Annotated in this window: 18 protein-coding genes; 7 read left to right on the plus strand and 11 right to left on the minus strand. The window is 49.6% G+C overall.

The window, feature by feature from the left end:
- Positions 1 to 209 precede the first annotated feature (209 nt).
- The 5 genes from MRJ96_16390 to MRJ96_16410 all read right to left on the minus strand — a co-directional run bounded on the left by MRJ96_16390 (position 210) and on the right by MRJ96_16410 (position 7,470).
- Complete coding sequence (locus tag MRJ96_16390; protein ID MDR4503023.1) at positions 210 to 1,463, minus strand: sigma-70 family RNA polymerase sigma factor; 1,254 nt, start codon at positions 1,461 to 1,463, stop codon at positions 210 to 212.
- 395 nt (positions 1,464 to 1,858) lie between these two features.
- Positions 1,859 to 3,271: an ATP-binding protein gene (locus MRJ96_16395; GenBank protein ID MDR4503024.1), complete on the minus strand. Its 1,413-nt coding sequence runs from the start codon at positions 3,269 to 3,271 to the stop codon at positions 1,859 to 1,861.
- Positions 3,268 to 3,942: a response regulator transcription factor gene (locus tag MRJ96_16400; GenBank protein MDR4503025.1), complete on the minus strand. Its 675-nt coding sequence runs from the start codon at positions 3,940 to 3,942 to the stop codon at positions 3,268 to 3,270. Before MRJ96_16400 ends, MRJ96_16395 begins: the two co-directional genes overlap by 4 nt.
- A gap of 152 nt (positions 3,943 to 4,094) precedes the next feature.
- Entirely contained in the window at positions 4,095 to 5,909 is a 1,815-nt protein-coding gene (rpoD, locus tag MRJ96_16405; protein MDR4503026.1) for an RNA polymerase sigma factor RpoD, read from the minus strand.
- A 652-nt stretch (positions 5,910 to 6,561) separates the two neighbouring features.
- A complete protein-coding gene (locus tag MRJ96_16410) occupies positions 6,562 to 7,470 on the minus strand; it encodes a hypothetical protein (GenBank protein MDR4503027.1) in 909 nt (302 codons plus the stop codon).
- Between the two features lie 621 nt (positions 7,471 to 8,091).
- On the opposite strand from MRJ96_16410, the gene MRJ96_16415 reads away from it, so the two are divergent.
- Both MRJ96_16415 and MRJ96_16420 read left to right on the plus strand, forming a co-directional pair.
- Complete coding sequence (locus MRJ96_16415; GenBank protein MDR4503028.1) at positions 8,092 to 8,328, plus strand: hypothetical protein; 237 nt, start codon at positions 8,092 to 8,094, stop codon at positions 8,326 to 8,328.
- 53 nt (positions 8,329 to 8,381) lie between these two features.
- Positions 8,382 to 10,100, plus strand: a complete 1,719-nt coding sequence (locus MRJ96_16420; GenBank protein MDR4503029.1) for an EAL domain-containing protein — start codon at positions 8,382 to 8,384, stop codon at positions 10,098 to 10,100.
- A 92-nt stretch (positions 10,101 to 10,192) separates the two neighbouring features.
- Here the strand turns inward: MRJ96_16420 and MRJ96_16425 are convergent, their stop codons facing one another.
- Complete coding sequence (locus MRJ96_16425) at positions 10,193 to 10,618, minus strand: tetratricopeptide repeat protein (GenBank protein ID MDR4503030.1); 426 nt, start codon at positions 10,616 to 10,618, stop codon at positions 10,193 to 10,195.
- A gap of 74 nt (positions 10,619 to 10,692) precedes the next feature.
- Between MRJ96_16425 and MRJ96_16430 the strand changes: the two genes are divergently transcribed.
- Positions 10,693 to 12,066 (plus strand): dihydrolipoyl dehydrogenase, encoded by a 1,374-nt coding sequence (locus MRJ96_16430; GenBank protein ID MDR4503031.1) that lies wholly within the window; start codon positions 10,693 to 10,695, stop codon positions 12,064 to 12,066.
- Here MRJ96_16430 and MRJ96_16435 read toward each other — a convergent pair.
- On the minus strand, positions 12,063 to 12,869 hold the full coding sequence (locus MRJ96_16435; GenBank protein MDR4503032.1) for a TVP38/TMEM64 family protein: 807 nt from the start codon (positions 12,867 to 12,869) through the stop codon (positions 12,063 to 12,065). The two genes, MRJ96_16430 and MRJ96_16435, sit on opposite strands and share 4 nt — an antisense overlap.
- 258 nt (positions 12,870 to 13,127) lie before the next feature.
- Between MRJ96_16435 and MRJ96_16440 the strand changes: the two genes are divergently transcribed.
- From MRJ96_16440 to MRJ96_16450, 3 genes are all read left to right on the plus strand, one after another.
- A complete protein-coding gene (locus MRJ96_16440; protein MDR4503033.1) occupies positions 13,128 to 13,862 on the plus strand; it encodes a TVP38/TMEM64 family protein in 735 nt (244 codons plus the stop codon).
- A gap of 67 nt (positions 13,863 to 13,929) precedes the next feature.
- Positions 13,930 to 15,489: a mercuric reductase gene (locus MRJ96_16445; GenBank protein MDR4503034.1), complete on the plus strand. Its 1,560-nt coding sequence runs from the start codon at positions 13,930 to 13,932 to the stop codon at positions 15,487 to 15,489.
- Positions 15,477 to 16,310 (plus strand): DUF3047 domain-containing protein, encoded by an 834-nt coding sequence (locus MRJ96_16450; protein MDR4503035.1) that lies wholly within the window; start codon positions 15,477 to 15,479, stop codon positions 16,308 to 16,310. The genes MRJ96_16445 and MRJ96_16450 overlap by 13 nt, the downstream gene beginning before the upstream one ends.
- A 31-nt stretch (positions 16,311 to 16,341) precedes the next feature.
- Here MRJ96_16450 and MRJ96_16455 read toward each other — a convergent pair whose 3' ends face one another.
- The 4 genes from MRJ96_16455 to MRJ96_16470 form a co-directional block, all read right to left on the minus strand.
- A complete protein-coding gene (locus MRJ96_16455; protein MDR4503036.1) occupies positions 16,342 to 16,920 on the minus strand; it encodes a thioredoxin family protein in 579 nt (192 codons plus the stop codon).
- Between the two features lie 401 nt (positions 16,921 to 17,321).
- A complete protein-coding gene (locus tag MRJ96_16460; protein ID MDR4503037.1) occupies positions 17,322 to 18,014 on the minus strand; it encodes a sigma-70 family RNA polymerase sigma factor in 693 nt (230 codons plus the stop codon).
- 167 nt (positions 18,015 to 18,181) lie between these two features.
- Entirely contained in the window at positions 18,182 to 18,883 is a 702-nt protein-coding gene (locus tag MRJ96_16465) for a LuxR C-terminal-related transcriptional regulator (GenBank protein MDR4503038.1), read from the minus strand.
- A 154-nt stretch (positions 18,884 to 19,037) separates the two neighbouring features.
- Positions 19,038 to 19,358, minus strand: a complete 321-nt coding sequence (locus MRJ96_16470; GenBank protein ID MDR4503039.1) for a heavy metal-binding domain-containing protein — start codon at positions 19,356 to 19,358, stop codon at positions 19,038 to 19,040.
- 184 nt (positions 19,359 to 19,542) lie between these two features.
- Here MRJ96_16470 and dnaE point away from each other — a divergent pair, with 184 nt between their 5' ends.
- Complete coding sequence (dnaE, locus tag MRJ96_16475; GenBank protein MDR4503040.1) at positions 19,543 to 23,013, plus strand: DNA polymerase III subunit alpha; 3,471 nt, start codon at positions 19,543 to 19,545, stop codon at positions 23,011 to 23,013.
- Position 23,014 lies beyond the last annotated feature (1 nt).

Raw genomic sequence — 23,014 nt, forward strand, 5'->3', positions numbered from 1 at the left:
GAGCCTGACGGCTCAGGTCCTACGCCTTTTCGCTAGATGTTGAGGGGATTAACGATTGTAACCTATTACATGAATGTTACCTATATTCAATGACTTCCGCGCGTCTGAATATCTCGTCTCACGGAGTTCATGGCTAAAAACCTACATGCATATACTTAAATCACTCTATTTCTGACCAAACTGCTTAGAACCATCAAAAAGGACAACAATTAGCGCAATTCAGCCAGTAAAGACTTCACTCTAGGCTCTTTGAGCTTTCTAAGCGCGACTCCTTCAATTTGCCGTATTCGCTCGCGTGTCACCGACAAACTTTGGCCGACCTGTTCCAAAGTCCATGGCTCATCTTGCCCAATCCCAAATCGCAAACGAACCACTTGGCGCTCACGAGGAGTTAAGATCTGGAGAACTTGGTCAAGCTGCTGCGCAGTTTTCTTCTTATCTATTTCTATATCTGGTGAAACGACTTCCAGGTCTGGAATGAGATCTCCAATCTGGCCATCACCCTCTGCTGGAGTAGCGTCCAAAGATATAGGTTCTTGAAAGGCTTGAATCGTTTCTTTAATACGTTCCCGACTCAATCCCATCTCGGCCGCGAGCTCTTCATAGGTTGGCTCACGATCGAGCTGTTGGGCTAATTTTTGTGCTGTGCGAGCAATCCGATTCGAAGCCTCTGTCGTATGGACCGGAACTCGAATCGTCCTGGATTGATCAGCTACCGCCCGAGTAATACCTTGGCGTACCCACCAAGTCGCGTACGTGCTGAACTTGAAGCCTCGCTGATAATCAAATCGTTCAGCAGCCTTCATGAGCCCAATATTTCCCTCTTGCACCAAATCCAGGAACCCAAGACCGCGATTGAGGTATCGTTTGGCAATGTCGATGACCAAGCGAAGATTACGCTGCACCAGTTCATCTTTCGCTCGTTCGATCTTTTTTCGGGCTAGTTCCACCGAACCGAGAAGCTCTTCGAGCTGGAGGCTGACACTTTCCCCCTTTTTCCCATATTGATTTACGAGCGAACCACAAGTATTCAACGCATCGATGACTTCTTGGATGTTCGGAGCTGAAAGGCCACTGAGTTCTTCAATTTCTCCAAGCCGCGTCGATAGAAATGAAAGTTCTTGATGTGAACTCCATGGCTGACAGAGGCGTCTCGCCGTACGTAGAACCTCTCGTATGGTGGACGACCCTTCATGGAGTTGTCGAGCCAGAAGAAGCTCTGCATCAGGGTCAAGAAGCGGCCTGGCTCGAAAGTCGCGAAAATAGACTGTCTCGAGTGAGACCGATCCTTCGCCATTGGGAACCGGCACTTTATCAAATACTCCGACTTCATGCTCAGAACTTCGTTTAGTCCATTTCTGAGGCATCCCACCGTCAATATCGTTGTCGTTTTCTTCATGATATTGTCTGGCGATTTTGCCTTTCCTCTCGAGATGTTCTCCTGTTTCATGCAAGACCATCATGACAAGCCTCCTTCTTTCTTTCCTTTTGCATTAGCCCTAGTCAATTTCCAATTCTTTTCTGCCGTTCCCTGCTCATAAGTCCTCTGTTGCTCTCATCCGGCATGCCCTCATAATGCACCCACGCCGTGACTGCCTCGCGACGGGAACCAGTGCCCTTAATGAGAAAAAGTCTGGAACCATCCACCCAAGCAAACGATTTGTCGACCAATCAATAGTTGACAGCTGTCGGAAATCCTCTAAACATTCCCTTAAAAAACGAATGGCTTTGTGTTTCATACAACCCTCCTCCATGCGTCACTGAGCACCCTTTCTCGTATATATACTCACGAGACATGAAGGGAGGATTAAGTTTAGATTAGAATTTTTTAATGTAACCGGTCGGGATGGGAATGTGGCTACAGGCCAGGTGAGTGGATTGGCAAGAGGACGGTGAAGCAAGAACCGGCATGAGTTGAGCTCTGGATCTCAATAGTTCCTCGATGAACCTCGACGATCCATTTACAAATGGCAAGCCCCAACCCCGTCCCCTTCGATGTGTGAGCACGGGCCGTGTCTGTGCGATAAAACCGATCGAAGATCCGCTGTTGTTCGACAGAAGAGATGCCAATCCCAAAGTCCCGGACTTCTAGCTTGGTTTGAGTGCCTACCGTAGTCAGTGAGATCTGCACCTTGCCATTCGTGTGGGAATACTTAATCGCATTATCGACCAAATTCAACAAGAGTTCACGAAGTCTAAGTTCATCACCGAGTATGGTGACCGGGTCAACACGTTCTAAGACGGTCTCAATGTGTCGTTCTTGACCAAGAACCGTGGCTTGCCATTGAACTTCCCGGACTAACTCATCAAAATGAACCTCGGTCATCGTCATTTTGATCTCGCCCAGATCAGCCCGAGATAAAAATAACAATTCATCGACAATTCGGCTCATACGATCGATTTCTTCCAGATTGCTTTCAAGAGCTTGCCTGTAATCTTCAGCCGCTCTTGGACGACGCAGAGCCAATTCGGTTTCTCCCTTCGTGATCGTCAAGGGCGTACGAAGTTCATGGGAAGCATCGGCGCTGAACTGGCGGATTTGACGAAAAGAAATTTCAAGCCGCGCAATCATGTCATTGAAGACCGACGCCAGACGTCCGATTTCATCGGTCGAGCGTGGACTCGTAATCCGCTGCGTTAAATCACCATCCGCGATCCGTTCGGCCGCACGAGTGATCACATTCACGGGTTCCAACGCGCGACCGGCCAAGAACCAGCCACCCAGCAAAGAGACAATGATCGCGATCGGTGAGGCAATAAGAAGAGCCAAGAGCAGTCGTTGCAACATTTTCTCGGTCGGGTACAGGGACGTTCCAACTCGGAGAATGCTGACAAGCCGATCCGTATGGCGAATAGGCACTGAGAACAATCGGAACGGAACTCCATGATCAAATCTGACAGATTCAAACGTCGAATGGCCTTTAAGCGAAGCTTGAAAGGCCGTCTGGCTGAGCGGAATCTCCCGGCTCTTAATATTCGCGGATTGGATGGTCACCTGGCCCGCCGGGCCAAAAATCTGAAAAAATTTATCGAGCAAAGCCAGTTCTGGAAAATTTTGTGACAAATCTTCGAAAATCAAGAATGGTCCAAACCGGTGCTCTCCTAATGTTCGAATGGCGGCCGAAGCCGCCTCTTCAAGTGAAGCATCAACCTGATCTCGCAATGCGCGAGACATGACAAAATACATGGTTCCGGCAAACACGATCAGAATCAACGCTAACGCTGTCCCATACCACAACGTCAGTCGGACTCGGATCGAGGCCTGACTCATGTCTCCGACCTCATGACATATCCAGAGCCGCGTACGGTCTGAATGAGGCTCTGTTTACGCCCTCGATCAATTTTATTTCTCAGGTAACTGATATAAACATCGATCACATTCGTAAAGGTATCGAAGTCTAAATCCCAGACATGTTCCGTGATCATCGGCCTGGTAAGCACTCGTCCGGCATTTCGCATTAAATATTCTAAGAGGGCATACTCCTTGGTGGTTAAATCTATACGCTGGTCGCCCCGCGTGACTTCTCTTGTGACAGGATTTAAGACTAAATCATCAACCTGCAAAATCCCCGTAGGAGCTCCCCCAGCACGGCGAAGAAGCGCTCGAGTACGGGCTAATAACTCCTCGATAGCAAAGGGCTTGGTCAAATAGTCATCCGCCCCCGCATCCAGGCCCTTCACACGCTGATCTACTTCCGAACGAGCCGTCAGGATAACCACGGGAGTCTTGACCCCCCCCCGACGGATTTGTTTCAGCAGCTCAAGCCCAGGGATTCCCGGCAACATCAGGTCTAGAATAATTAAGTCGTAGTCGACCGACTGCGCCCAATCTAGACCCTGCTGGCCATCCGCGCAAACGTCCACGGCATAGCTTTCTTCTTCTAAGGCTCGTCGTATAAACGAGGCGACTTTGGGCTCGTCTTCAACAACCAAAATACGCATAGTTCATCCATAATACCATTTAAGAAAGCACGCTAGAAGAGGTGCAACGCTAGAACGCCATATACTTATATCTATCAAAACATGGCTCAACAAAAAGGCCCCGTCATTCATGACGGGGCCTTTGACGGTAAGAACAATGTAATGGAAGAACGTTAGATATGCTCGACAAGACTCCTCAGCTTATGACTGCAACTTGGGTGACGCAATTTTTTGAGCGCTTTGGCCTCAATCTGACGGATCCGCTCTCGTGTCACGTCAAAATCCTGTCCGATTTCCTCTAACGTATGATCGGTACTATCCCCGATCCCAAACCGTTTTCTGATCACGGTTTCTTCCCGAGGTGTCAGCACACCAAGAGCATTCGCGATTTGACGTTGAAGATCATACCGATTGGCCGCATCCATCGGAGAGACGGCATTTTTATCCTCGATAAGATCGCCAAGTTGACTATCTTCCTTTTCTCCGATTGGTGTTTCTAATGAGATAGTCCCCTTGGAAATATCCAACATCATTCGAACTTTTTCAGCCGTGAGCCCCATACGGTTGGCGATTTCCTCAGGGGTTGGCTCCCGACCAAGTTGCTGCACTAATTGTCGTGCCGTTCTCGCGAGTTTCGTGTTGGCTTCGATCATATGAACTGGAATCCGAATGGTTCGTGCCTGATCTGCGATCGCGCGGGTTACGCCTTGTCGGATCCACCAGGTTGCATAGGTGCTGAATTTATAGCCGCGTTGATACTCGAACTTATCCACGGCCCGCATGAGTCCAATATTTCCTTCCTGAATAAGATCGATAAACTGAAGGCCTCTATTGGTATATTTCCGTGCAATGCTCACCACCAAGCGCAGATTGGCTTCAATGAGCTGTGCTTTGCCGCGTTTCACTTTAGATTCGGCTCTCCCAAGATTATTCAAGGCATCTTGAAACTCGTTGAGTGGAATCAATACGATTTCCTCTTGTACTTCTTTTAACCGATGCTTGGCTTCAGCGATCGCATCTTTAAGCTTCGCGACTTCCTGGGTACTCAACTCGACTTTCCGCCGCCCAATAGTCGTCTTTGACGAAGCACGAGAACGTGATGAAAGAACTTGCATGCTATCTTGGTTCGCGTACCCCAACCGGGCCGTACTCCGACGTATGACGGCTTCACATTCAAAAATCTCTTTCCCGATATCCTTGATACGTTTTAACATCTGATCCCGAACACGCTGATGCAAGTTCAAGGCTTCGATCTGATCGACAAACTGATCACAAACATCAGAGATTCGTTTTTCCAACTGCCCCTTCTTCGTCTTGGAAGATGCAGCTTTTCGCTGATTCCCATACAAAGTCATCAAGGATCGCCCATGTTTTCGGATTGCACCGAGGATCTCCAATGTTCGCTGGTGCAACTCTTCATCCTCTTGCTCGCTAGCCTGAGGCTCTTCCTCAATTTCCTCCTCATCGAGTGTGTCTTGGAGTAAAACCAAGTCACGCACGCGAATCTCCTGATTCTTGAGTTGTTCGTAAAGCATCTCAAACTGTTGAATGGTCACAGGCATCCCGAACATGGCGCATGCCAGTTCGCGCTTTCCCTCTTCGATGCGTTTAGCAAGATCAATTTCTCCGTCGCGAGTCAACAGCGGCACCCGTCCCATCTCCTTCAAGTAGAGTCGAACAGGATCATCGATTCGAGTGGGTTCACCAGGCGTTAAGTCTATGTCACTATTACTATTGTCTGAATCATCGTTGGAGTGATCTGAGTCTTCGATGTCTGCTCCGGATGCCGCATGTTGAATGACATCTTTAGGTAAATCCAAGACCTCAATGTTCATTTCGTTTAAGGCCAAGAGGACAACATGGAGCTGATCTGACGTCACGATTTCTACTGGGAGAACTTGAGAAAGATCCTTATGCGTTAGGTGCCCTTTTTCTCTCGCGAGGGTGATTAGCCGCTGAACATCACCAACAATTTTTTCTTTTGACATGCAACACCCCTTCACAAACAATGATTAGAATGCTTTCTCACCATCTTCTTCACTCGAACACGCCGCCTAATGTTTTCTTAAAATCGAGTAATGGAACTTAAGATTTCAAAAACAATTTTATCTTCATTTTATTTTCGCAAAAAGCGAGTTATCAAAAAAACAAACGTGGAAATTCTTATTAAACTATACTTATTACCTGTTACCTATTGAAGAAATTTTGGCGTGACGTGTCTGGTCATACAAATCGAAATAAGTTTTATCAAAAAACTACTGACGATAATTTTCTTAAGCCTATGATTTATAGGAAAAAAGTCACAGTAACTCAATTCACAATCCACGCGGGTTCCGTCTAGGCAAAACTTATAGCTACTATACGGTGTTTCATTGAGAAAGTAAAGGAAACTAACACCTAAGAACATATGCGCATTTACGACATTACGAATCATTAAACAATAATCTCATATAACCAATTGTAATAAAAGGATATTCATGTATTTCTGTGGGCACAAAATAGCCAAGGCCCTATCATGTTTCTCACGAGTCTTTGCTTGTTTTTTGCTGAAGCTGATGAGACTCAGAAAGCGAGAGGAAAATTTCAGGTTCCTCAACTGAAAGGGAGGAATAGCGGCGAGAAAAACAGAAATGATGTGAGCTAATGCTGGAAAAGACTCACCTGATTAAATTGCGTCCCCTCACCGATGAATACACCACCATTCGCTTGAATGCCATCCATACTGAGGGTTTGCGAAAATGTTGCCCCGACAATAGCAAGTCGGCCTTGAACCTGAGCCTGATCGAGATTGACTGAACCAAAGCGGTCATTTTCATACAGATTCAAACTTCCTCCAACATGAATGGCTTTCATGTTGACGGTCCCGCAAATTTCCACGTCGATAAATAGTACGGGACCTCCGACATGAGCATCGACTAAGTCTACTGCGCCCAATCGGACGTGAGCGCCCAAAATGAGACTGCCAACAACTTGGACGGCTGTCATCGTGACCTTCTCTGTACCCTGCACGTCAACGAGCGTTAACGATTGCCCCACGGTGGCTCCAGACAGATTCATTGAGTGACAAGACAGCCCTCCTCCAATAAATAACGAACCATCGATCTCCGCTCCTGCTAAATTTATTCCCCCTGCGATACGCTCACCTTGAATCGTCACAGAACCTCCACAATGTGCGTTCCGAAGATCCAGCAGCTCACATCGTAGGCCCGATCGAAGAAACAGTCCCCCCTGCACTTCAAGGCTATGCAAATGCACCGCATGAACGATTACCGTTTTTTTAAGAGAAAGATTGCCATGAATAGTCGCCCGGCTCAATGACAACGAGGACAGAACCTCCGATTGTTCGACAAACACATTTCCTCCAATTTGAGCCTGCTCAAGATCTACCATTCCGTAAATTGTGATCCCGGATAGTGTCAGACCACGGTCCAGACGACTTCCCCGAAGTGAGATAGACGCGAAACATCCGGCCGAACCAGCCCAGAGCAATCCACGCACGTGCAAATGCATCATGTCCAACGGCATGGACATCGTGCATCGATCAAACACGAGGTCTCCATCGATTGTCCCGTTGCCCAATGATAATTTTTCAACGAATGAAGACCCCTCAAACGAAAGAGTACCCTTGATTTTTACATACTCAAAATGAACGGGTTGCTCAAAATAGCAAGCGTGAAGCCAAAGCTCATGGGCAATCAGACAGTGTGCCCCGTTTATTTCATCCTGCCACCATGCCCCTTTGATTCGAACGCCTTGCCTAGGAATCGCGCATGAGTAGTGTTTATCGAGAAGAATGCAACAAAGAAAAGAGGCGCGCAGAATTCTAGATTGTGGCCAGCACGCGGGCTGTGTGGGGTCCAACACGTGAGTGAGCCCATCATATTCATTTAAATCTGCTATATGCCCTTGACATATCCTCTCCCATACCCATCGTTCTTGGGCGGTCCAAGACATTCGCGCAGGAACAGGCAAACAACAAGATGAGTCTGAGAGGCTATGCCCCGTCATATACAATTCACGCTTCTGTCACCAAGAGTCTCAGAGTTTCCTATTTACACCGCCCGCTACACTTTCCGCGTAAGAGCCAAAACCTAAAAAACAGGGCCAAGGATGAACGAAGTGTTTCTCAATCATCCATATGTCGGTCAAACGAGATGAAGAATGAACCCCATGAAACACCCTACAACCAAGAGCAAGATCAAAAGAGAAGCCAATTGGAACGCCGCAGTCGTCAGAGAGAGATGGGAATGGAGGGGCACTATCGGTGAGGAAAATGTCAGACCTTTGACGCCGGGAAAATTCAAACAAAATACCGGGCAATTTCTTCCAACACGAATCAACCGGCCACCGCTAAATTATTTTCCCAATAACCTCAAGCATCGAGAACGAAGTCCCGAAAAGATATAGAGGTACGCAGCAACAAACGATATTGTCCAACAATACAAGAAGGAAATCTCACCATGGCCCAGTCAGACCCGACCCTGCTCAATGTTCTTCTCGTCGATGATGACCTTGATGATGGAACTCTTATTCTCGAGATGATTAAAGACGGACTGGGCACACAATTCACATTCACACAGGCCACGAGTCTTAGAGAAGCATTTACACTCTTTCAACAATCGACATTTGATATCCTGCTCCTCGATTTGGACTTGCCTCAATCCCTCGGACTCGACACCCTGCGACAACTTCGTCAGGCACACCCATCGTCTGCCATTCTGATCTTAAGCGGCCTCGAAGATGAAGCCTTGGCGGTTCAAGCCGTTCAAAACGGCGCTCAGGATTACCTGATCAAAGGACAGGTCAATAGCCATGCCCTCAGTCGAGCGATTCGATACGCGGTCGAGCGCCATCGCGTCCATGAACAGGTCACCTATCAGGCCCATTATGACCATCTGACCGGTCTCGCCAATCGTGGCTTATTTCATGAACGCCTCCACTATGCCCTGGCCCGATGTAACCGAAACGACACCGCGATTGCCCTGTTGTTTCTTGACTTGGATCAATTCAAAGCCATTAACGATACATTTGGGCATGCCTATGGCGACATGGTGTTAAAGACCGTTGCCAGCCGACTCAAAAAATGCATACGTGAAGTGGATACCGGCGTCAGGATGGGGGGAGATGAATTCGCTATTCTTCTCGACGAAATCTCGTCTGTCGAGAATGTTGGCATGATCGCGCAACGGCTGATCGATCTGGTCTCACAACCCATGATGGTGCAAGATCATGAGCTCCATGTTACTTGCAGCATAGGCGCCACGATCTACCCTTGGGATTGCGCCAAAGCGCAGGACTTATTGAAGCATAGCGATACCGCGATGTACCGGGCCAAGGCACAGGGCGGGAACAACTTTCAATTTTATACGGCCGGCATGCAGAATTCGCCACTGGATGGAAACACGATCGACGTTGAACTCCGTCGGGCTCTGACGAAAGGTGAGTTTTTACTGCACTATCAACCCCAATTGGACCTTCGTACCCGACAAATCATCGGCATGGAAGCGTTGCTTCGTTGGCAACATCCTTACCAGGGCATGATTGGTCCTATGGATTTTATCCCGAAAGCAGAAGAATCCGGGTTGATCGTGCCCATCGGAGAATGGGTTCTGCACACAGCGAGTGCACAGCTCAAAAAATGGGAAAGCGAAGGCCTGCCGATTTCTCCGGTCTCGGTGAATCTTTCAGCTCGACAAGTGCACAAGCGAAGCCTGCCGGCCGCCATCGAGTCCATTCTTCAAGAAACCCAACTTGACCCGCAATTCCTGAGAGTGGAGCTTACGGAAAGCTTTTTAATCAATGAATCACCCAGCACCCTCTCCACCTTGCAAGAACTGAAAGCCATGGGCGTGAGAATTTACATCGATGATTTTGGAGTTGGCTATGCCTCACTCCGTTATCTTAAAGCCTTTCCATTGGACGGGCTCAAACTCGACCAGTCACTCATCCATGACATCAATACCGATACGAACAACGCTGCGATCGTCAGAGCGATTATCGCCCTCAGCAACACATTAGGACTGACGATCATCGCCGAAGGCGTTGAAACCGAATCTCAAGCTGATCTTCTGGCGGAATTCGGCTGTGACATCATCCAAGGGTATTGGGTCACACCTCCGATGCCCGCCCACGAGAGCTGTCATTGGCTTTCAAAAACATTACAGGTAAACATGGCATAAACTTCGACGTGCCCCTGAAAGATCATCCTTGACGACTTCTCTCCCTGTCGAGATGGAGAATCAATCGCATACTGAGCGGATCAAGATAATTTTCACTTCGCATATCGATACCCACCACTGAGATGGCGTTCGAAGGTCGAGGAAAGACCAAGATGATTCCGGTATAATGTCGTCTCGACAATGCTCGCACTCGTTGGAGCCAACCTTCCGGCCTGCTGAAAATGCCGTGTCGCCCCTTCATGGTCTTCGAGTTTGTGTAATGTCAGAGCCAGATTGAAGTGAGCCTCAGGCAATTGCGCATCAATCAACACCGCCTGCTCAAACTGCTGCCTCGCCTCCTCCCACTTCCCGCTATTATAAGCTTCAATCCCCAGACGATTGTGCTCAGCCGCATCCGGGCTCACGATCGGTAACGTCGCGAGCGGCCCTGTGGACGTCACACACCCTTGCGCGAGGATCATGAGCAGCCCAAGCATCCCCATGCGATACAGAATGTAGTATGGCCATTCAGATTTCATACACAACAAAGTTGCACATCTGTCCCATTCAGAGTAGGATCGGCTCCGGTTTCCTCTCAACCGCGCATAAGAGCATGAACCACGACGTGATCATCATCGGCGGCGGCTCTGCCGGATATGCTGCCGCACGAACCGCACAAGAAAACGGCGCCGATGTGGCTATCATCGATCACGGCCCCTTAGGAGGCCTGTGCATCCTTCGCGGCTGCATGCCAACCAAAACGCTCCTTCGCTCCTCCGATGTCATGTCGCTCATGCAAAGGGCCGAAGAATTCGGACTCTATCCGGTCTCGGCCAAAGCCAACCTCTCCGCTATTATCGACCGTAAGGTTCAGTTGATTCAAGAATTTGCCGATTATCGAATCGACGCCCTGAAAGATCCGCGGTTCACCCTCTATGAAGAACGTGTGCACTTTCTTTCTCCTACCGAAGTCCAGGCCGGCCCACATCGCTTGACGGGCAAAGCCTTCATTATCTCCACCGGGTCGGTTGTCTCTCGCATCCCGCTACCCGGCTTAGAGGAAGTGGGCTATATCACCAGTGATGAGGCCCTGGATTTACGCACGCTTCCGGAGTCGATGATTGCCCTCGGCGGCGGAGCGGTCGCCCTTGAATTGGCTCAATTCTTTTCACGACTCGGCACCCGTGTCACGCTCCTGCAACGAAGCGGACATGTCATGTCTCAGGGTGATGAAGATTTGGCACGTCCCCTTGAAGCACGCCTTCAGAAAGAAGGGATGCGCGTCTTGACCGGCACAACGATTCGGCGCGTTGAGCAAACCGGGAACGAGAAAACGGTTCACTTCCACCACCAAGGGAAAGAACAAGCTGTATCTGCCGCGGTCATTCTTCAGGCGCTAGGACGTCATCCCAATATCGCGAACCTTCAACTAGAAAAAGCCAACGTCAAAGTCCACAACGGCGCCATCAAGGTTTCCAGCGACATGCGGACCTCCACACCTCACATCTTTGCGGTCGGGGATGTCAATGGGCTCCATGAAATTGTCCACATCGCGATCCAACAGGGAGAAATCGCCGGCTGGAATGCCGTTCACCCGAGCGCCACGCCCCGCCTGCAGGATGACCGCCTGAAAGCCCAGGTCGTGTTCACCGATCCTCAAATCGCAAGCGTGGGGCTCTATGAACGAGAATGCCAGCAGCAAGGCATCGACTATCTGGCGGCCTCATATCTCTTTAACGAACACGGAAAATCGCTTTGCCTGGGAGAAACATACGGGCATGTCAAAATCCTGTGTCACCCGAAAACCGGAGAAATCATCGGCGGACATATCGTCGGGCCTGAAGCGTCCGAACTGATTCATGAATTTATCGCCATCATGTATTTCCGTGGCACAGTGCATGATTTGATCAGGATTCCACATTACCATCCGACCCTCGCTGAAATCTTAACGTATCCGGCTGAAGAACTCGTATCAAAACTTTCCTAGCGTTCCAAACCCTGAACTCCGTTCTTGGCTCCGCACCATGAGCATTTCATCGCTGACGCCGAAGAGGCCCCCGATGTTTCCCCCGTCTCAGGCTTTTCCCCCAACACCAATCGAACCCACCACGCCGACCGATTGTTCATGATCAGTTTTGGCAAAAGGATCAAAAGTCCAACCAATATCAGTCCCAAAACAAAGACCATCCAATCAGCTGCGACCGTGCTGCTTCCAAAGTAGACCAGTGCAAAGGTCGGGGGGATCATGCCAACGAATGTCGCAAGTGCAAACGCCTTGAGACTCATCGTTGTGAGGCCGGCCCCGTAACTGACGAGATCAAAGGAAAAAAGCGGAAGAAGCCGCGCGACAACGACGAATCCGATAAGATGATGATCCGAACATTTCTCACAAAAGACCACATCAGTGCGTAGGAGCCGGGTCACGACTTCCCGACCCAACATTCGCCCGATCAGAAAACTGATGATTGCTCCAATTTCAGCACCAATCACTGCATAGACTGTCCCCATGAACGGCCCAAAAACCGCGCCAGCCGCTAAATCCAATGGAAGGCTGGGAATGGGACTCACGACCACTGCCAGCGCCATCATTCCTATGAACACCATGGGTGCAAGGAGACCAAATCTCTGAAAAAATTCAACGAGTCGGTCCGGGTGAAAATACTGCACGATATCTGCCTGCTGGAAGGCCCAGTAGGCGGTAGCCAATATCACGACGAACATCACAATCTTTCCCCATAACCTAGTATTCCTGATGGGACTCTTGTAATCTAACGACGGATGTTGCTTCATACTTTTATGCGTAAGACGCCAAGACTCACGAACAACCAGCTTGAGGATTCAAACAGTCGGACTATTTTGATGTACATACCAGGAACCATATGCCTCGTGCGATCGCCTCTGCCAACAGTCAACAAAAAACTTATGTAACGACTATCTCCTTTCGAAGACATCAATGCAGTCGTCGAAGTCATGATTGCTGGTGTTGGAGTTTCCAACACCCAGGATCACCAATAAAATAGCGAGCGACCCCACCCTGGGAGCTGGCCATTGAACAAGACATCCAGCACAACTCTTCAAGAACCGCCAAAGTCACTCGGGAAAATCGTTCTCACATTCCTTTTCGCAGCTGGAATCGGCATTTTTTTCTACTTTGACCTTGGTCAATACCTTTCTTTAGCATCACTACAATCCAACCGGGATCAACTGCTCGCCTATACTGAAAGCCACTTCACGATCGCCGCGTCTCTCTTCATCCTGGTGTACATCACTCAAACCGCGTTTTCACTCCCTGGAGGTGCCATTCTGACCCTCGCCGGCGGATTCCTGTTCGGAAGCTTTTTCGGAACTCTATTAGTCAACATCGGCGCCACTACTGGAGCCACACTCGCATTCCTTGCCGCACGTTATCTTCTGCGTGATTGGATTGAGACGAAATTTGGAGATCGCCTGGGGCCGATTCAAGCGGGATTCGCCCAAAATGCTTTCAGTTATCTGATGACACTACGCCTGATTCCGGCGTTTCCGTTTTTTTTGGTCAACTTGGTGTCCGGCCTGACACGAGTGAACCTTGGAACCTACATCGCGGCCACGGCTCTGGGAATCATTCCCGGGAGCTTTGTGTTTGCATTTGCCGGCCGTCAACTCGGCACGATCAATTCATTATCGGAAATCGCATCTCCACCAGTATTACTGGCCTTTACGTTTCTGGGCTTACTCGCCATCATGCCCATTGTCTACCGGAAGCTTACTGGGAAGAATAACCCGGAATCCTTATCGCCGTGAACCGGAATCCACTAAGCCATCCGTGCCAACTCTTACCACCATACCACGACGACGATAGAGGGAAACGATGATTCAACCGAAGCCCATGACTGTCGATTCGACCCAAGTGTTACCCATGGACCAATTCAATCAAGAGCTGGTCAACAACGTACATCCGCCTCAATGGATCAACCCTGAACCAGCGGAACAATATAATCTGGTGGTCATCGGGGCTGGGACTGCAGGCCTGATTACCGCGGCTGTCGCGACCGCACTCGGTGCCCGCGCCGCCTTAATTGAACGCCATCTTATGGGCGGCGATTGTCTGAATGTAGGGTGCGTCCCTTCCAAAGGGGTAATCCGTGCCGCACGAACGTGGGCGGAAGTGAAGCGCGCGAATGAATTTGGCATCGAACTGCCTCCCAACGGAGTCACACGTGATTTCGGGACGGCAATGGAACGAATGCGGAAACTCCGCGCCCGGATCAGCCATGTGGATTCAGCTCACCGGTACAAAAAACTGGGCGTTGATGTCTTCATCGGCGAAGGAAAATTCACTGGCTCCAACACAGTTGACGTGAATGGTCAAACTCTACGTTTTACGAAAGCGGTTATTTGCACGGGGGCTCGGGCTGCAGCGCCTCCAATTCAAGAGTTAGACAATGTAGGCTATCTCACCAATGAAACGATCTTCACGTTAACCCGCCTTCCACGGCGTCTGGCCGTCATTGGAGCCGGTCCCATTGGATGCGAAATGGCTCAGTCGTTCGCCCGCTTTGGGAGTGACGTCCACCTTTTTGAGAGGACCGAACATATTCTTCCACGGGAAGATACCGATGCCGCTCAAATCGTCCAGGAACAAATGAGAAAAGACGGCGTGAGTTTCGTGTCTCAATCTGACATTCAAAGGATTGAATCTCGAGGTCCTGAAAAAATCGTATACTTTGAATCGAAAGGACACCAGCAAGAACTGATCGTCGATGAAATTCTAGTCAGTACAGGACGAGCCCCGAATGTCGAAGGTCTTGGGCTCGACACTGTGGGCATTGCCTATGATCATCGCTCGGGGGTGAAAGTCAATGACCGGCTTCAAACGACGAACGCCAACATTTACGCGGCTGGGGATATTTGCTTTCCCTTTAAGTTCACGCACATGGCTGACGCCATGGCTCAAATCGTGATCCAGAATGCACTCTTTCCGCATCCTTTTGGTCTCGGATATGCCAGCACGCATTCCCTCATCATTCCTTGGTGTACCTACACCCAGCCAGAAATCGCGCATGTGGGTTTGTATGAACAAGAGGCACGATCGAAAAACATCGCGATCGACACATTCACGTTTTCACTGAATGAAGTGGATCGCGCTATCCTGGACGGAGAAGATGAGGGATTTGCGAGGGTGCATGTGAAAAAAGGAACTGATACAATCCTGGGCGCGACGATCGTGGCCGCTCATGCGGGGGACATGATCAGCGAGTTTACATTGGCGATGAAAGCCCAAATCGGCCTGAGCACCATCACCGGAACCATACATCCCTACCCGACTCAAGCTGAAGTCATTAAAAAAGTCGCAAACGCATGGAGAAAAACGACATTGACAGATTGGAAGAAGCAACTGCTCAAGAAATGGTTCGCATGGACACGGTAATCGCTCACTCAGACACGTCACCTGGCACCCGCTGCTCCTCCGCAGAACAAACTCGGCGCCTCCGTTTCCGTACGTACGCCACGGGATGGATGATTGTCGTCTGGATCATCTTCTGTTGGTGGCCGGCCGCCAGCATCGCGGACTCAACCTCCGACACAACCCTTGAAGTTGGAACATTCTCTCACGCTCAAGAAGGAGAGGAATTCCCTACTGGTTGGGAACCATTGACCTTCGACAAAATCAAAGAGCACACACGGTACGAGCTCGTCAAAGACAATGATCAGGTCGTCGTCAAGGCCACGAGTGTCGAAAGCTCATCCGGACTCACACGACCCATTACCATAGACCCGAAAGAGTTTCCGATCGTCTCCTGGCGATGGAAAGTCGAAAATGTGTTTAAAAATGGAGACGTCACAAAAAAGGACGGCGATGATTATCCGGCGCGAATCTATATTACCTTTATCTACGACAGCACCAAGGTCGGGCTATTCGAAAAGGCCAAGTATGAAGCGGCCAGGTTACTCTATGGTCAGTATCCCCCTCTTGCCGCGATCAACTATATCTGGGCAAGCAAAAGTCCTGTCGGGACCGTTGTCCCGAACCCCTACACGGATCGCGTCCAAATGTTCGTGATTCAAAGTGGTGAGGACAGGCTTGGCAAGTGGGTCACCGAAGAACGCAACGTGTATGAAGATTACAAACGCGCCTTTGGCCAAGAACCTCCGATGATTTCCGGAGTGGCTCTCATGACGGATACCGACAACACCAAAGAGGCCGCCATCGCGTATTATGGGGACATCACTTTTAAAAAGAAGCAGTAAGACGAAGAACGTGCTTCATCTCTTGTCTTTCTCAAAAATAATCCGGCTCATTTCCTGATTTCCATTTAATATTACATCCCGCACTTGGCCGCTGATCTTGGGGAACGGACTTGCCGGCTAACACGAGTTCAACCGCAGCTCGTAAATCCTTCCCTGTTACCGGCTTGCCATTTCCTGGACGACTGTCATCTAGTTGACCTCTGTACACCAACGTATGCTTGTTGTCGAAAAGAAAGAAATCTGGCGTACAGGCTGCGGTGAAGGTTTTGGCCACCGCCTGATTTTCGTCATAGCACATCGGGAAAACAAACCCTAAAGACTCAGCCATCGTTTTCAAGGAGTGCGGCGCATCGTCAGGATACTTGCTCACATCATTACTGCTGATGGCGATGATACCGAGACCTCTGTTGCGATAGTCCCTTCCAATACGTGCCAGTTCATCTTCGACATGGACGACGAACGGACAATGCTTACAGATAAACATGACTAAGACACCTTGGGAGTCGCTGAAGATTTCCTGGGAAACCCTCTGCCCCGACTTAACATCTGGTAATTGAAAAGGCGGTAGCGGTGTCCCAAGGGGAAGCATCGTCGAATTCGTCAAAGCCATAGATTACACTCCTTCGCCGAAGAGCCATCAATACTTGTTTGCAACAAAAACCTGGTGGATCACTCAAGAAACAAGACCAGATGAGCCCTAACACTGTTTCTTGCCCATGAAAACAGAAGATTACGTCTTCTTCCAATCCCGAAAACGTCGAAGCAGCTCTTCCCGAACCTCTGGCGAGATCGGTTCCGATGGAAGTTGTCTGAGTGTTTGAATCGTATATTTCATCTGTCGCAAATAATTCCTACAGGACCGGCAGAAACCCAAATGCATATGAAATCGTATCCATGTAGTCCATGACATCGTTCCCTCGAGATACTCCGTCACGATCTCAGCTACATTCTGACAGGATAAATTTCCTGTCATATATGCCAGAAGATGGTCTTTGAAGCTGTGACTCATGGCTATTGCCCTGACCGCCCCTCAATGTACTGGGCCAAAGCTTTTCGAACCCGAGTCCGTGCACGATGCAACAGAACCCGTTGATTAGTCTCTGTTACACCCAAGATGTTACAAACTTCCCCTGAACTCATTCCTTCAAGATCGCGAAGCGTCATGACTTGTCGTTGCGTGTCAGGAAGCGCAGCTATTGCTCTTTCAATCTGTTCTCGGCTTTCTTTCGATAATGCTAATCGTTCTGGCGTCCCATGATCCCATGCGTGCGGCGGCGTAATCCAATGGCCGGCCTTGGAACCGGTTTGAATGAATGCATCCACGTCCACACCCTGTCCCTCATCTCCATCCTCGGGTTTACCTTTTTCCGGGAAAGGCATGTACCGACTTTCTCGTTGGCCTCGAGTTTTGGCCCGATTGGTCAGGATCGTAAAGAGCCACGTTTTAAAGGAAGATCGGCCTTCAAATCGAGGGAGTCCTGCAAGCACCCCCATCCACGTTTCTTGTACGACTTCTTCAGCCACCGCTCGACTGGGAACATAGGCCATCGCCACTCGCAAAAGCGAATTTGAATATTCATCAACCACCTGCATAAACGCACGTTCATCGCCGTTTCGCAATGCCTCGAGCAAACGTGATTCATCTTGTTTCGCCCCAGGGCTCGCCATGGCAAACACCAGACCAATTTGGCTGAGTACATTCATCTAGATCCTAGGATAGTGAGAGAGGTTGGCGGATAATCGACTGGTCGATTATCTTCGTTGAGCTTCAGAGAATCAAGTCAATGGACACACAATGGGATGGGCAAATCCGATTAAGACCGGCAGGACTGCACGATTACCGAATTGAGTCGGAGACAAAAACGCAGGATTTATGAATCTTGATAGATTTGGGCAAGAATGCCCGTGCGAGTCGAGGATTTGGTTTTTTTGAGGAGATGCCGAACATGTTCTTTGACCGTATGCTCGCTGATGGACAAGGCTTTTGCGATTTCTTTATTCGTCAGACCATCGGCGATATGTTCGACGATTTCTTCTTCTCGATCCGTTAGGTGAAACCGTTCTTTTGTTTGCGTCGGGATCACCTGGCTTTCTCGACCAATTTTTTCCATGAGGATCAAAAGTCGGGTATCCGTCGCCTGATGTCTGTCAGGTAAGACGAACCCTCGCAACAAAACAGGCAACTGTAAATTGCCTGTGACCCGGCGCAATTCCAACTGTTCACAATCTTCCGCGGTCATGGGCTTCTGTAATGACGCTTGAAGGTCGTCACACAGGTCTAACACCTCAGAGGGAAAGCGATCGCCGCTCGCATTTCCATTTCGACTTCCGATGATCTGGCGACTGAGCACTTCCGCCTCTGGGTTCATGAACAGCACTTCGCCTGTGGCAGAAAATGAGAGAACCCCCGGCACAGCCCGTCGATCGGCGATGGCTTCCAAAAAAGATTTCAAAGGTCTCGCCTGAACATCGTCATCTTGATTCAATCGTGAATGATGATCCTGGTATACAGCCACAGTCCCTCGCTCGGTCAACACTAACGATTCACAACGGGAATAAGAGGTCAGATACACGCTATCACATGCAGAGCAAGACCAATTCAGGTCTCGTATCTCCTCTTGTCGGTGTTTTTCGAGAAAGACTTAACGAGGTGAATCACTGCATCCACCAGAGGCCACAAGTGTGAAGATCGACATCTGTACTGACCTTTCACGTTCTTTCACGGCCTTATTCCAACTGGACCGCCGTTCCACTCACGGTGACCATGAGCATACTTCCCGACTCACCCAGAACCTCATAATCCAAATCAATTCCCACGATTGCGTTGGCACCAACTCGCACGGCATCCGCTTCAAGTTCTTCAAACGCGATTTGACGAGCCCTGGCCAATTCTTTCTCATACGCGCCAGATCGACCTCCCACGATATCCCGAATATTGGCGAAAAAATCACGGAAAAAATTCGCCCCCATGATCGCCTCTCCGGTGACAACGCCAAAATACTCTCGAATTCTCCGACCTTCAATCGATGGTGTGGTGGTTAAAATCATCTTGATCTCCTTTGCGTGTAAGAACCAGAAACTCTGGCCAGGCTTCTTGTTATCCCCATGGTATCCCCAGCAAGATTTTCAGGGAATCTTGCGCTCCTTTTACTCGTGCAATAATGCTATACTAGCTGTGATAAACTTGCCTCTGTTACCCTCATTAACATTTTCTCGAAATAGGAACTGCTCAGTGGCCTCCCAATTCGTTCATCTTCATCTCCACACACAATATAGCCTCCTGGATGGCGCTAACCAACTCGACCCTCTCTTCAAACAAGTCAGAGAATTTGGCATGCCGGCTGTCGCGATGACCGACCATGGCAATATGTTTGGCGCGATAGATTTCTTTCAAAAAGGCCAAACCCATGGTGTGAAACCGATCATCGGTTGTGAAGCCTACATGGCCCCCGGCAGTCGCCGGCAACGAAAAGAAGGGCACTTGGCGCACAATGACTATTACCACCTCATTCTTCTCGCCACGAATATCACGGGGTACCAAAATCTCATGAAACTTTCCAGCAAGGCTTATCTGGAAGGTTTCTACTATAAACCACGGATGGATAAGGAGTTACTAGCCCAACACCATGAAGGGCTCATCGCCTTATCCGGCTGTTTGAGTGGCGAAATTCCTTACCTCATCGGGCAGAATAACATGGACGAAGCCCTTCGTGTGGCCGATGAATATCGCTCCATTTTCGGGAAAGACCACTACTACCTCGAAGTTCAAGCCAACGGACTTGACCACCAACGCATCGCCAATCGCGGTCTCGTGGAGATTCACAAGAAACTCGGCATGCCCCTCGTCGGAACCAATGATTGCCATTACCTGAAAAAACGGGATGCTCGCCCTCACGAAATCATGCTGTGTCTTCAAACGGGAAAAACCCTCAAAGACCCATCGCGCATGAAATTTGACACCGACCAACTCTACGTGAAATCTACCGAAGAAATGGTCGCTGATTTTTCCGAGCTCCCATCGGCCGTCTTGAACACCTGTCAAGTTGCCGAACAATGCAATCTCGAACTGACGTTTGGAACATCATACCTCCCGAATTATCCAGTCCCGGAAGGAGAGACAAGGGAAAGTTATCTTGAAAAACTGACCAAGGAAGGATTGACCGCCCGCCTTCGTGAACGACCCACGGGCATCGCGAGTGAGGCCTACGAACGCCGCCTGAAAGCCGAACTCGCCATCCTGACGTCGATGGGCTATGCCGGATATTTTCTGGTCGTCTGGGATATCATCAATTTTGCGCGCTCACGCGGCATTCCTGTGGGGCCAGGACGAGGTTCTGCAGCGGGAAGTCTCGTGGCCTACGCTCTCCGCATAACTGACCTGGACCCGCTTTCCTACAATCTTCTGTTTGAACGCTTCTTAAACCCTGAACGTGTGACCATGCCGGACATTGATATGGATTTTTGCATGGATCGGCGAGGGGAAGTCATTAACTATGTCATTGAAAAGTATGGAGAGGAACACGTCTGTCAGATCATCACTTTCGGCACGCTAGGCGCGAAGGCCGCCATTCGCGATGTCGGCCGGGTCATGGATATGCCCTACGCCGAAGTCGATCGTGTGGCGAAACTGGTTCCGACACAACTCAACATTACCCTGCAAGATGCTTTGATCCAAGAACCGCGGCTGGAAGAATTGATCGAAAAAGACCCGAGAATGAAAGACCTCATGGACACGGCCCAAGCATTGGAAGGCTTGGCTCGTCATGCCTCAACACATGCCGCTGGAGTCGTTATCTCACAAAAACCGTTGATGGAACACGTTCCTCTCTATAAGACCAGCCACGACGAAATCGTGACTCAATACTCCATGACGGATGTGGAGAAAATTGGCCTGGTCAAATTTGATTTTCTTGGTCTCAAAACCCTGACGATGATCCACCGGGCTGAATCATTGGTTAATGCCAAGCACCCCCAAGAAGTTCGCCTAGACATCAACGATATCTCTCTCACCGACACGGCCACCTACTCCCTACTCGCAACCGGTAAAACAACGGGCATTTTTCAACTGGAAAGTTCCGGAATGCGAAACCTGCTCGTGAAGATAAAACCGGAAACCTTCGAGGATCTCATCGCTATCCTCGCGCTCTACCGGCCCGGCCCATTGGAAAGCGGCATGGTCGATGATTTCATCAAACGAAAGAGAGATCCCTCGAAGACGGTCTATGATCCGCCACAACTCGAGTCGATCCTCAAAGAAACCTACGGCGTCATCGTCTACCAAGAACAGGTCATGGCCATTGCCAACCAGTTGGCCGGATTCAGTCTTGGGCAAGCCGATCTCCTCAGACGAGCGATGGGGAAGAAAAAGCATGAAGAGATGGCGAAACAGAAAGCCCTCTTCATCGAAGGCGCCAAATGCAAACGGATTCCCGAGAAAAAGGCCGAAAAGTTATTCGACCAAATGGCCTTTTTTGCTGGATACGGATTTAATAAATCGCACTCCGCCGCCTATGCGCTGGTTACCTATCAGACGGCCTATTTAAAAACGCATTATCCGACAGAATTCATGGCGGCATTACTGACGACGGAAATGGGAAATACCGATAAAATGGTCGGCTATTTTACCGAATGCCGGGAACGGGGATTGAAGATCCTGCCGCCAGACGTGAATCAGAGCGGAAAAGACTTTTCTGTCGTCCCGGAAGGCATTCGCTTTGGATTGGCAGCCATCAAGAACGTCGGCGGTGGGGCGGTGGAAAGTATCCTGGCGACCAGGGACGAGCAAGGCCCCTTTCGGTCATTTTATGACTTTTGTTGCCAAATCGACTTGCAGAAAGTCAATAAACGGGTTCTCGAAGGCTTGATCAAAGTTGGAGCGTTTGATTCGATGAATCTCGTTCGTTCTCAGCTCATGACTATTCTCGAGAAAGCCCTCGAAGAAGCCAATACCGTTCAACGTCGAAAACGACATGGTCAGACCAGCTTGTTTGAAGCGCTAGACGCCGAATCCGAGTCGGAATCGACCACACCGCTGGAATTTCCACTTCCAACGATCAGTGAATGGCCCAAGAATGAACTTCTCCAACACGAACGAGAATTAACGGGATTTTATATCACGGCCCACCCCCTAGATCGACATGCGACGACGATCAAACAATTTTCCACAGGGACGACGGCAACGCTATCCGAAGTGAAAGAAGGCAAAGACATTAAACTGTGCGGTGTGATCTCGTCGATCAAAAACCATACGACCAAACGCGGCGACCCGATGGCGTATGTGCAACTTGAGGATCTGCATGGCACCGTGGAAGTCATCGTGTTTCCTGAACTCTATAAGACCAGCACCGAACACCTCATCCCGGAGTCGATCATCCAAATCACCGGAACCGTTGACCAAATGGATAGCGGGACGAGAATTAAAGCGACCGCCATTCTCCCCATTCATGAATTGTTATCTCGGTCCATTAAATCATTAACGGTCAAAATCGAGGAATCGGGGACACAAGACTCCTGTCTCCTTCAACTCCAACGTATTTTCCAAAAACACCCGGGCCCTGTCTCCGTGTCCTTGCAGATTGCCCTGGAAAGTGATATTCACGTTGCCACGTCTTCTCTTCCAAACGTGGGCGTCTTACCGAATGCCGAATTCATGGAAGAAATAGAACATCTTCTTGGCCAATCCATGGTCACACTCCATGAATAAG

This window comes from Nitrospirales bacterium (genome assembly GCA_031315865.1).
Taxonomy (GTDB): Bacteria; Nitrospirota; Nitrospiria; order Nitrospirales; family UBA8639; genus JAGQKC01.

Bases quoted from the DNA above. Each gene is read 5' to 3' on its own strand.
- MRJ96_16445 (MDR4503034.1), top strand. From the start codon at position 13,930: ATGATTCAACCGAAGCCCATGACTGTCGATTCGACCCAAGTGTTACCC.
- rpoD (MDR4503026.1), bottom strand. From the start codon at position 5,909: ATGTCAAAAGAAAAAATTGTTGGTGATGTTCAGCGGCTAATCACCCTC.
- MRJ96_16455 (MDR4503036.1), bottom strand. From the start codon at position 16,920: ATGGCTTTGACGAATTCGACGATGCTTCCCCTTGGGACACCGCTACCG.
- MRJ96_16435 (MDR4503032.1), bottom strand. From the start codon at position 12,869: ATGAAGCAACATCCGTCGTTAGATTACAAGAGTCCCATCAGGAATACT.
- MRJ96_16450 (MDR4503035.1), top strand. From the start codon at position 15,477: ATGGACACGGTAATCGCTCACTCAGACACGTCACCTGGCACCCGCTGC.
- MRJ96_16430 (MDR4503031.1), top strand. From the start codon at position 10,693: ATGAACCACGACGTGATCATCATCGGCGGCGGCTCTGCCGGATATGCT.
- MRJ96_16395 (MDR4503024.1), bottom strand. From the start codon at position 3,271: ATGAGTCAGGCCTCGATCCGAGTCCGACTGACGTTGTGGTATGGGACA.
- MRJ96_16460 (MDR4503037.1), bottom strand. From the start codon at position 18,014: ATGAATGTACTCAGCCAAATTGGTCTGGTGTTTGCCATGGCGAGCCCT.
- MRJ96_16400 (MDR4503025.1), bottom strand. From the start codon at position 3,942: ATGCGTATTTTGGTTGTTGAAGACGAGCCCAAAGTCGCCTCGTTTATA.
- MRJ96_16425 (MDR4503030.1), bottom strand. From the start codon at position 10,618: ATGAAATCTGAATGGCCATACTACATTCTGTATCGCATGGGGATGCTT.
- MRJ96_16390 (MDR4503023.1), bottom strand. From the start codon at position 1,463: ATGATGGTCTTGCATGAAACAGGAGAACATCTCGAGAGGAAAGGCAAA.
- MRJ96_16470 (MDR4503039.1), bottom strand. From the start codon at position 19,358: ATGATTTTAACCACCACACCATCGATTGAAGGTCGGAGAATTCGAGAG.
- MRJ96_16420 (MDR4503029.1), top strand. From the start codon at position 8,382: ATGGCCCAGTCAGACCCGACCCTGCTCAATGTTCTTCTCGTCGATGAT.
- MRJ96_16415 (MDR4503028.1), top strand. From the start codon at position 8,092: ATGAAACACCCTACAACCAAGAGCAAGATCAAAAGAGAAGCCAATTGG.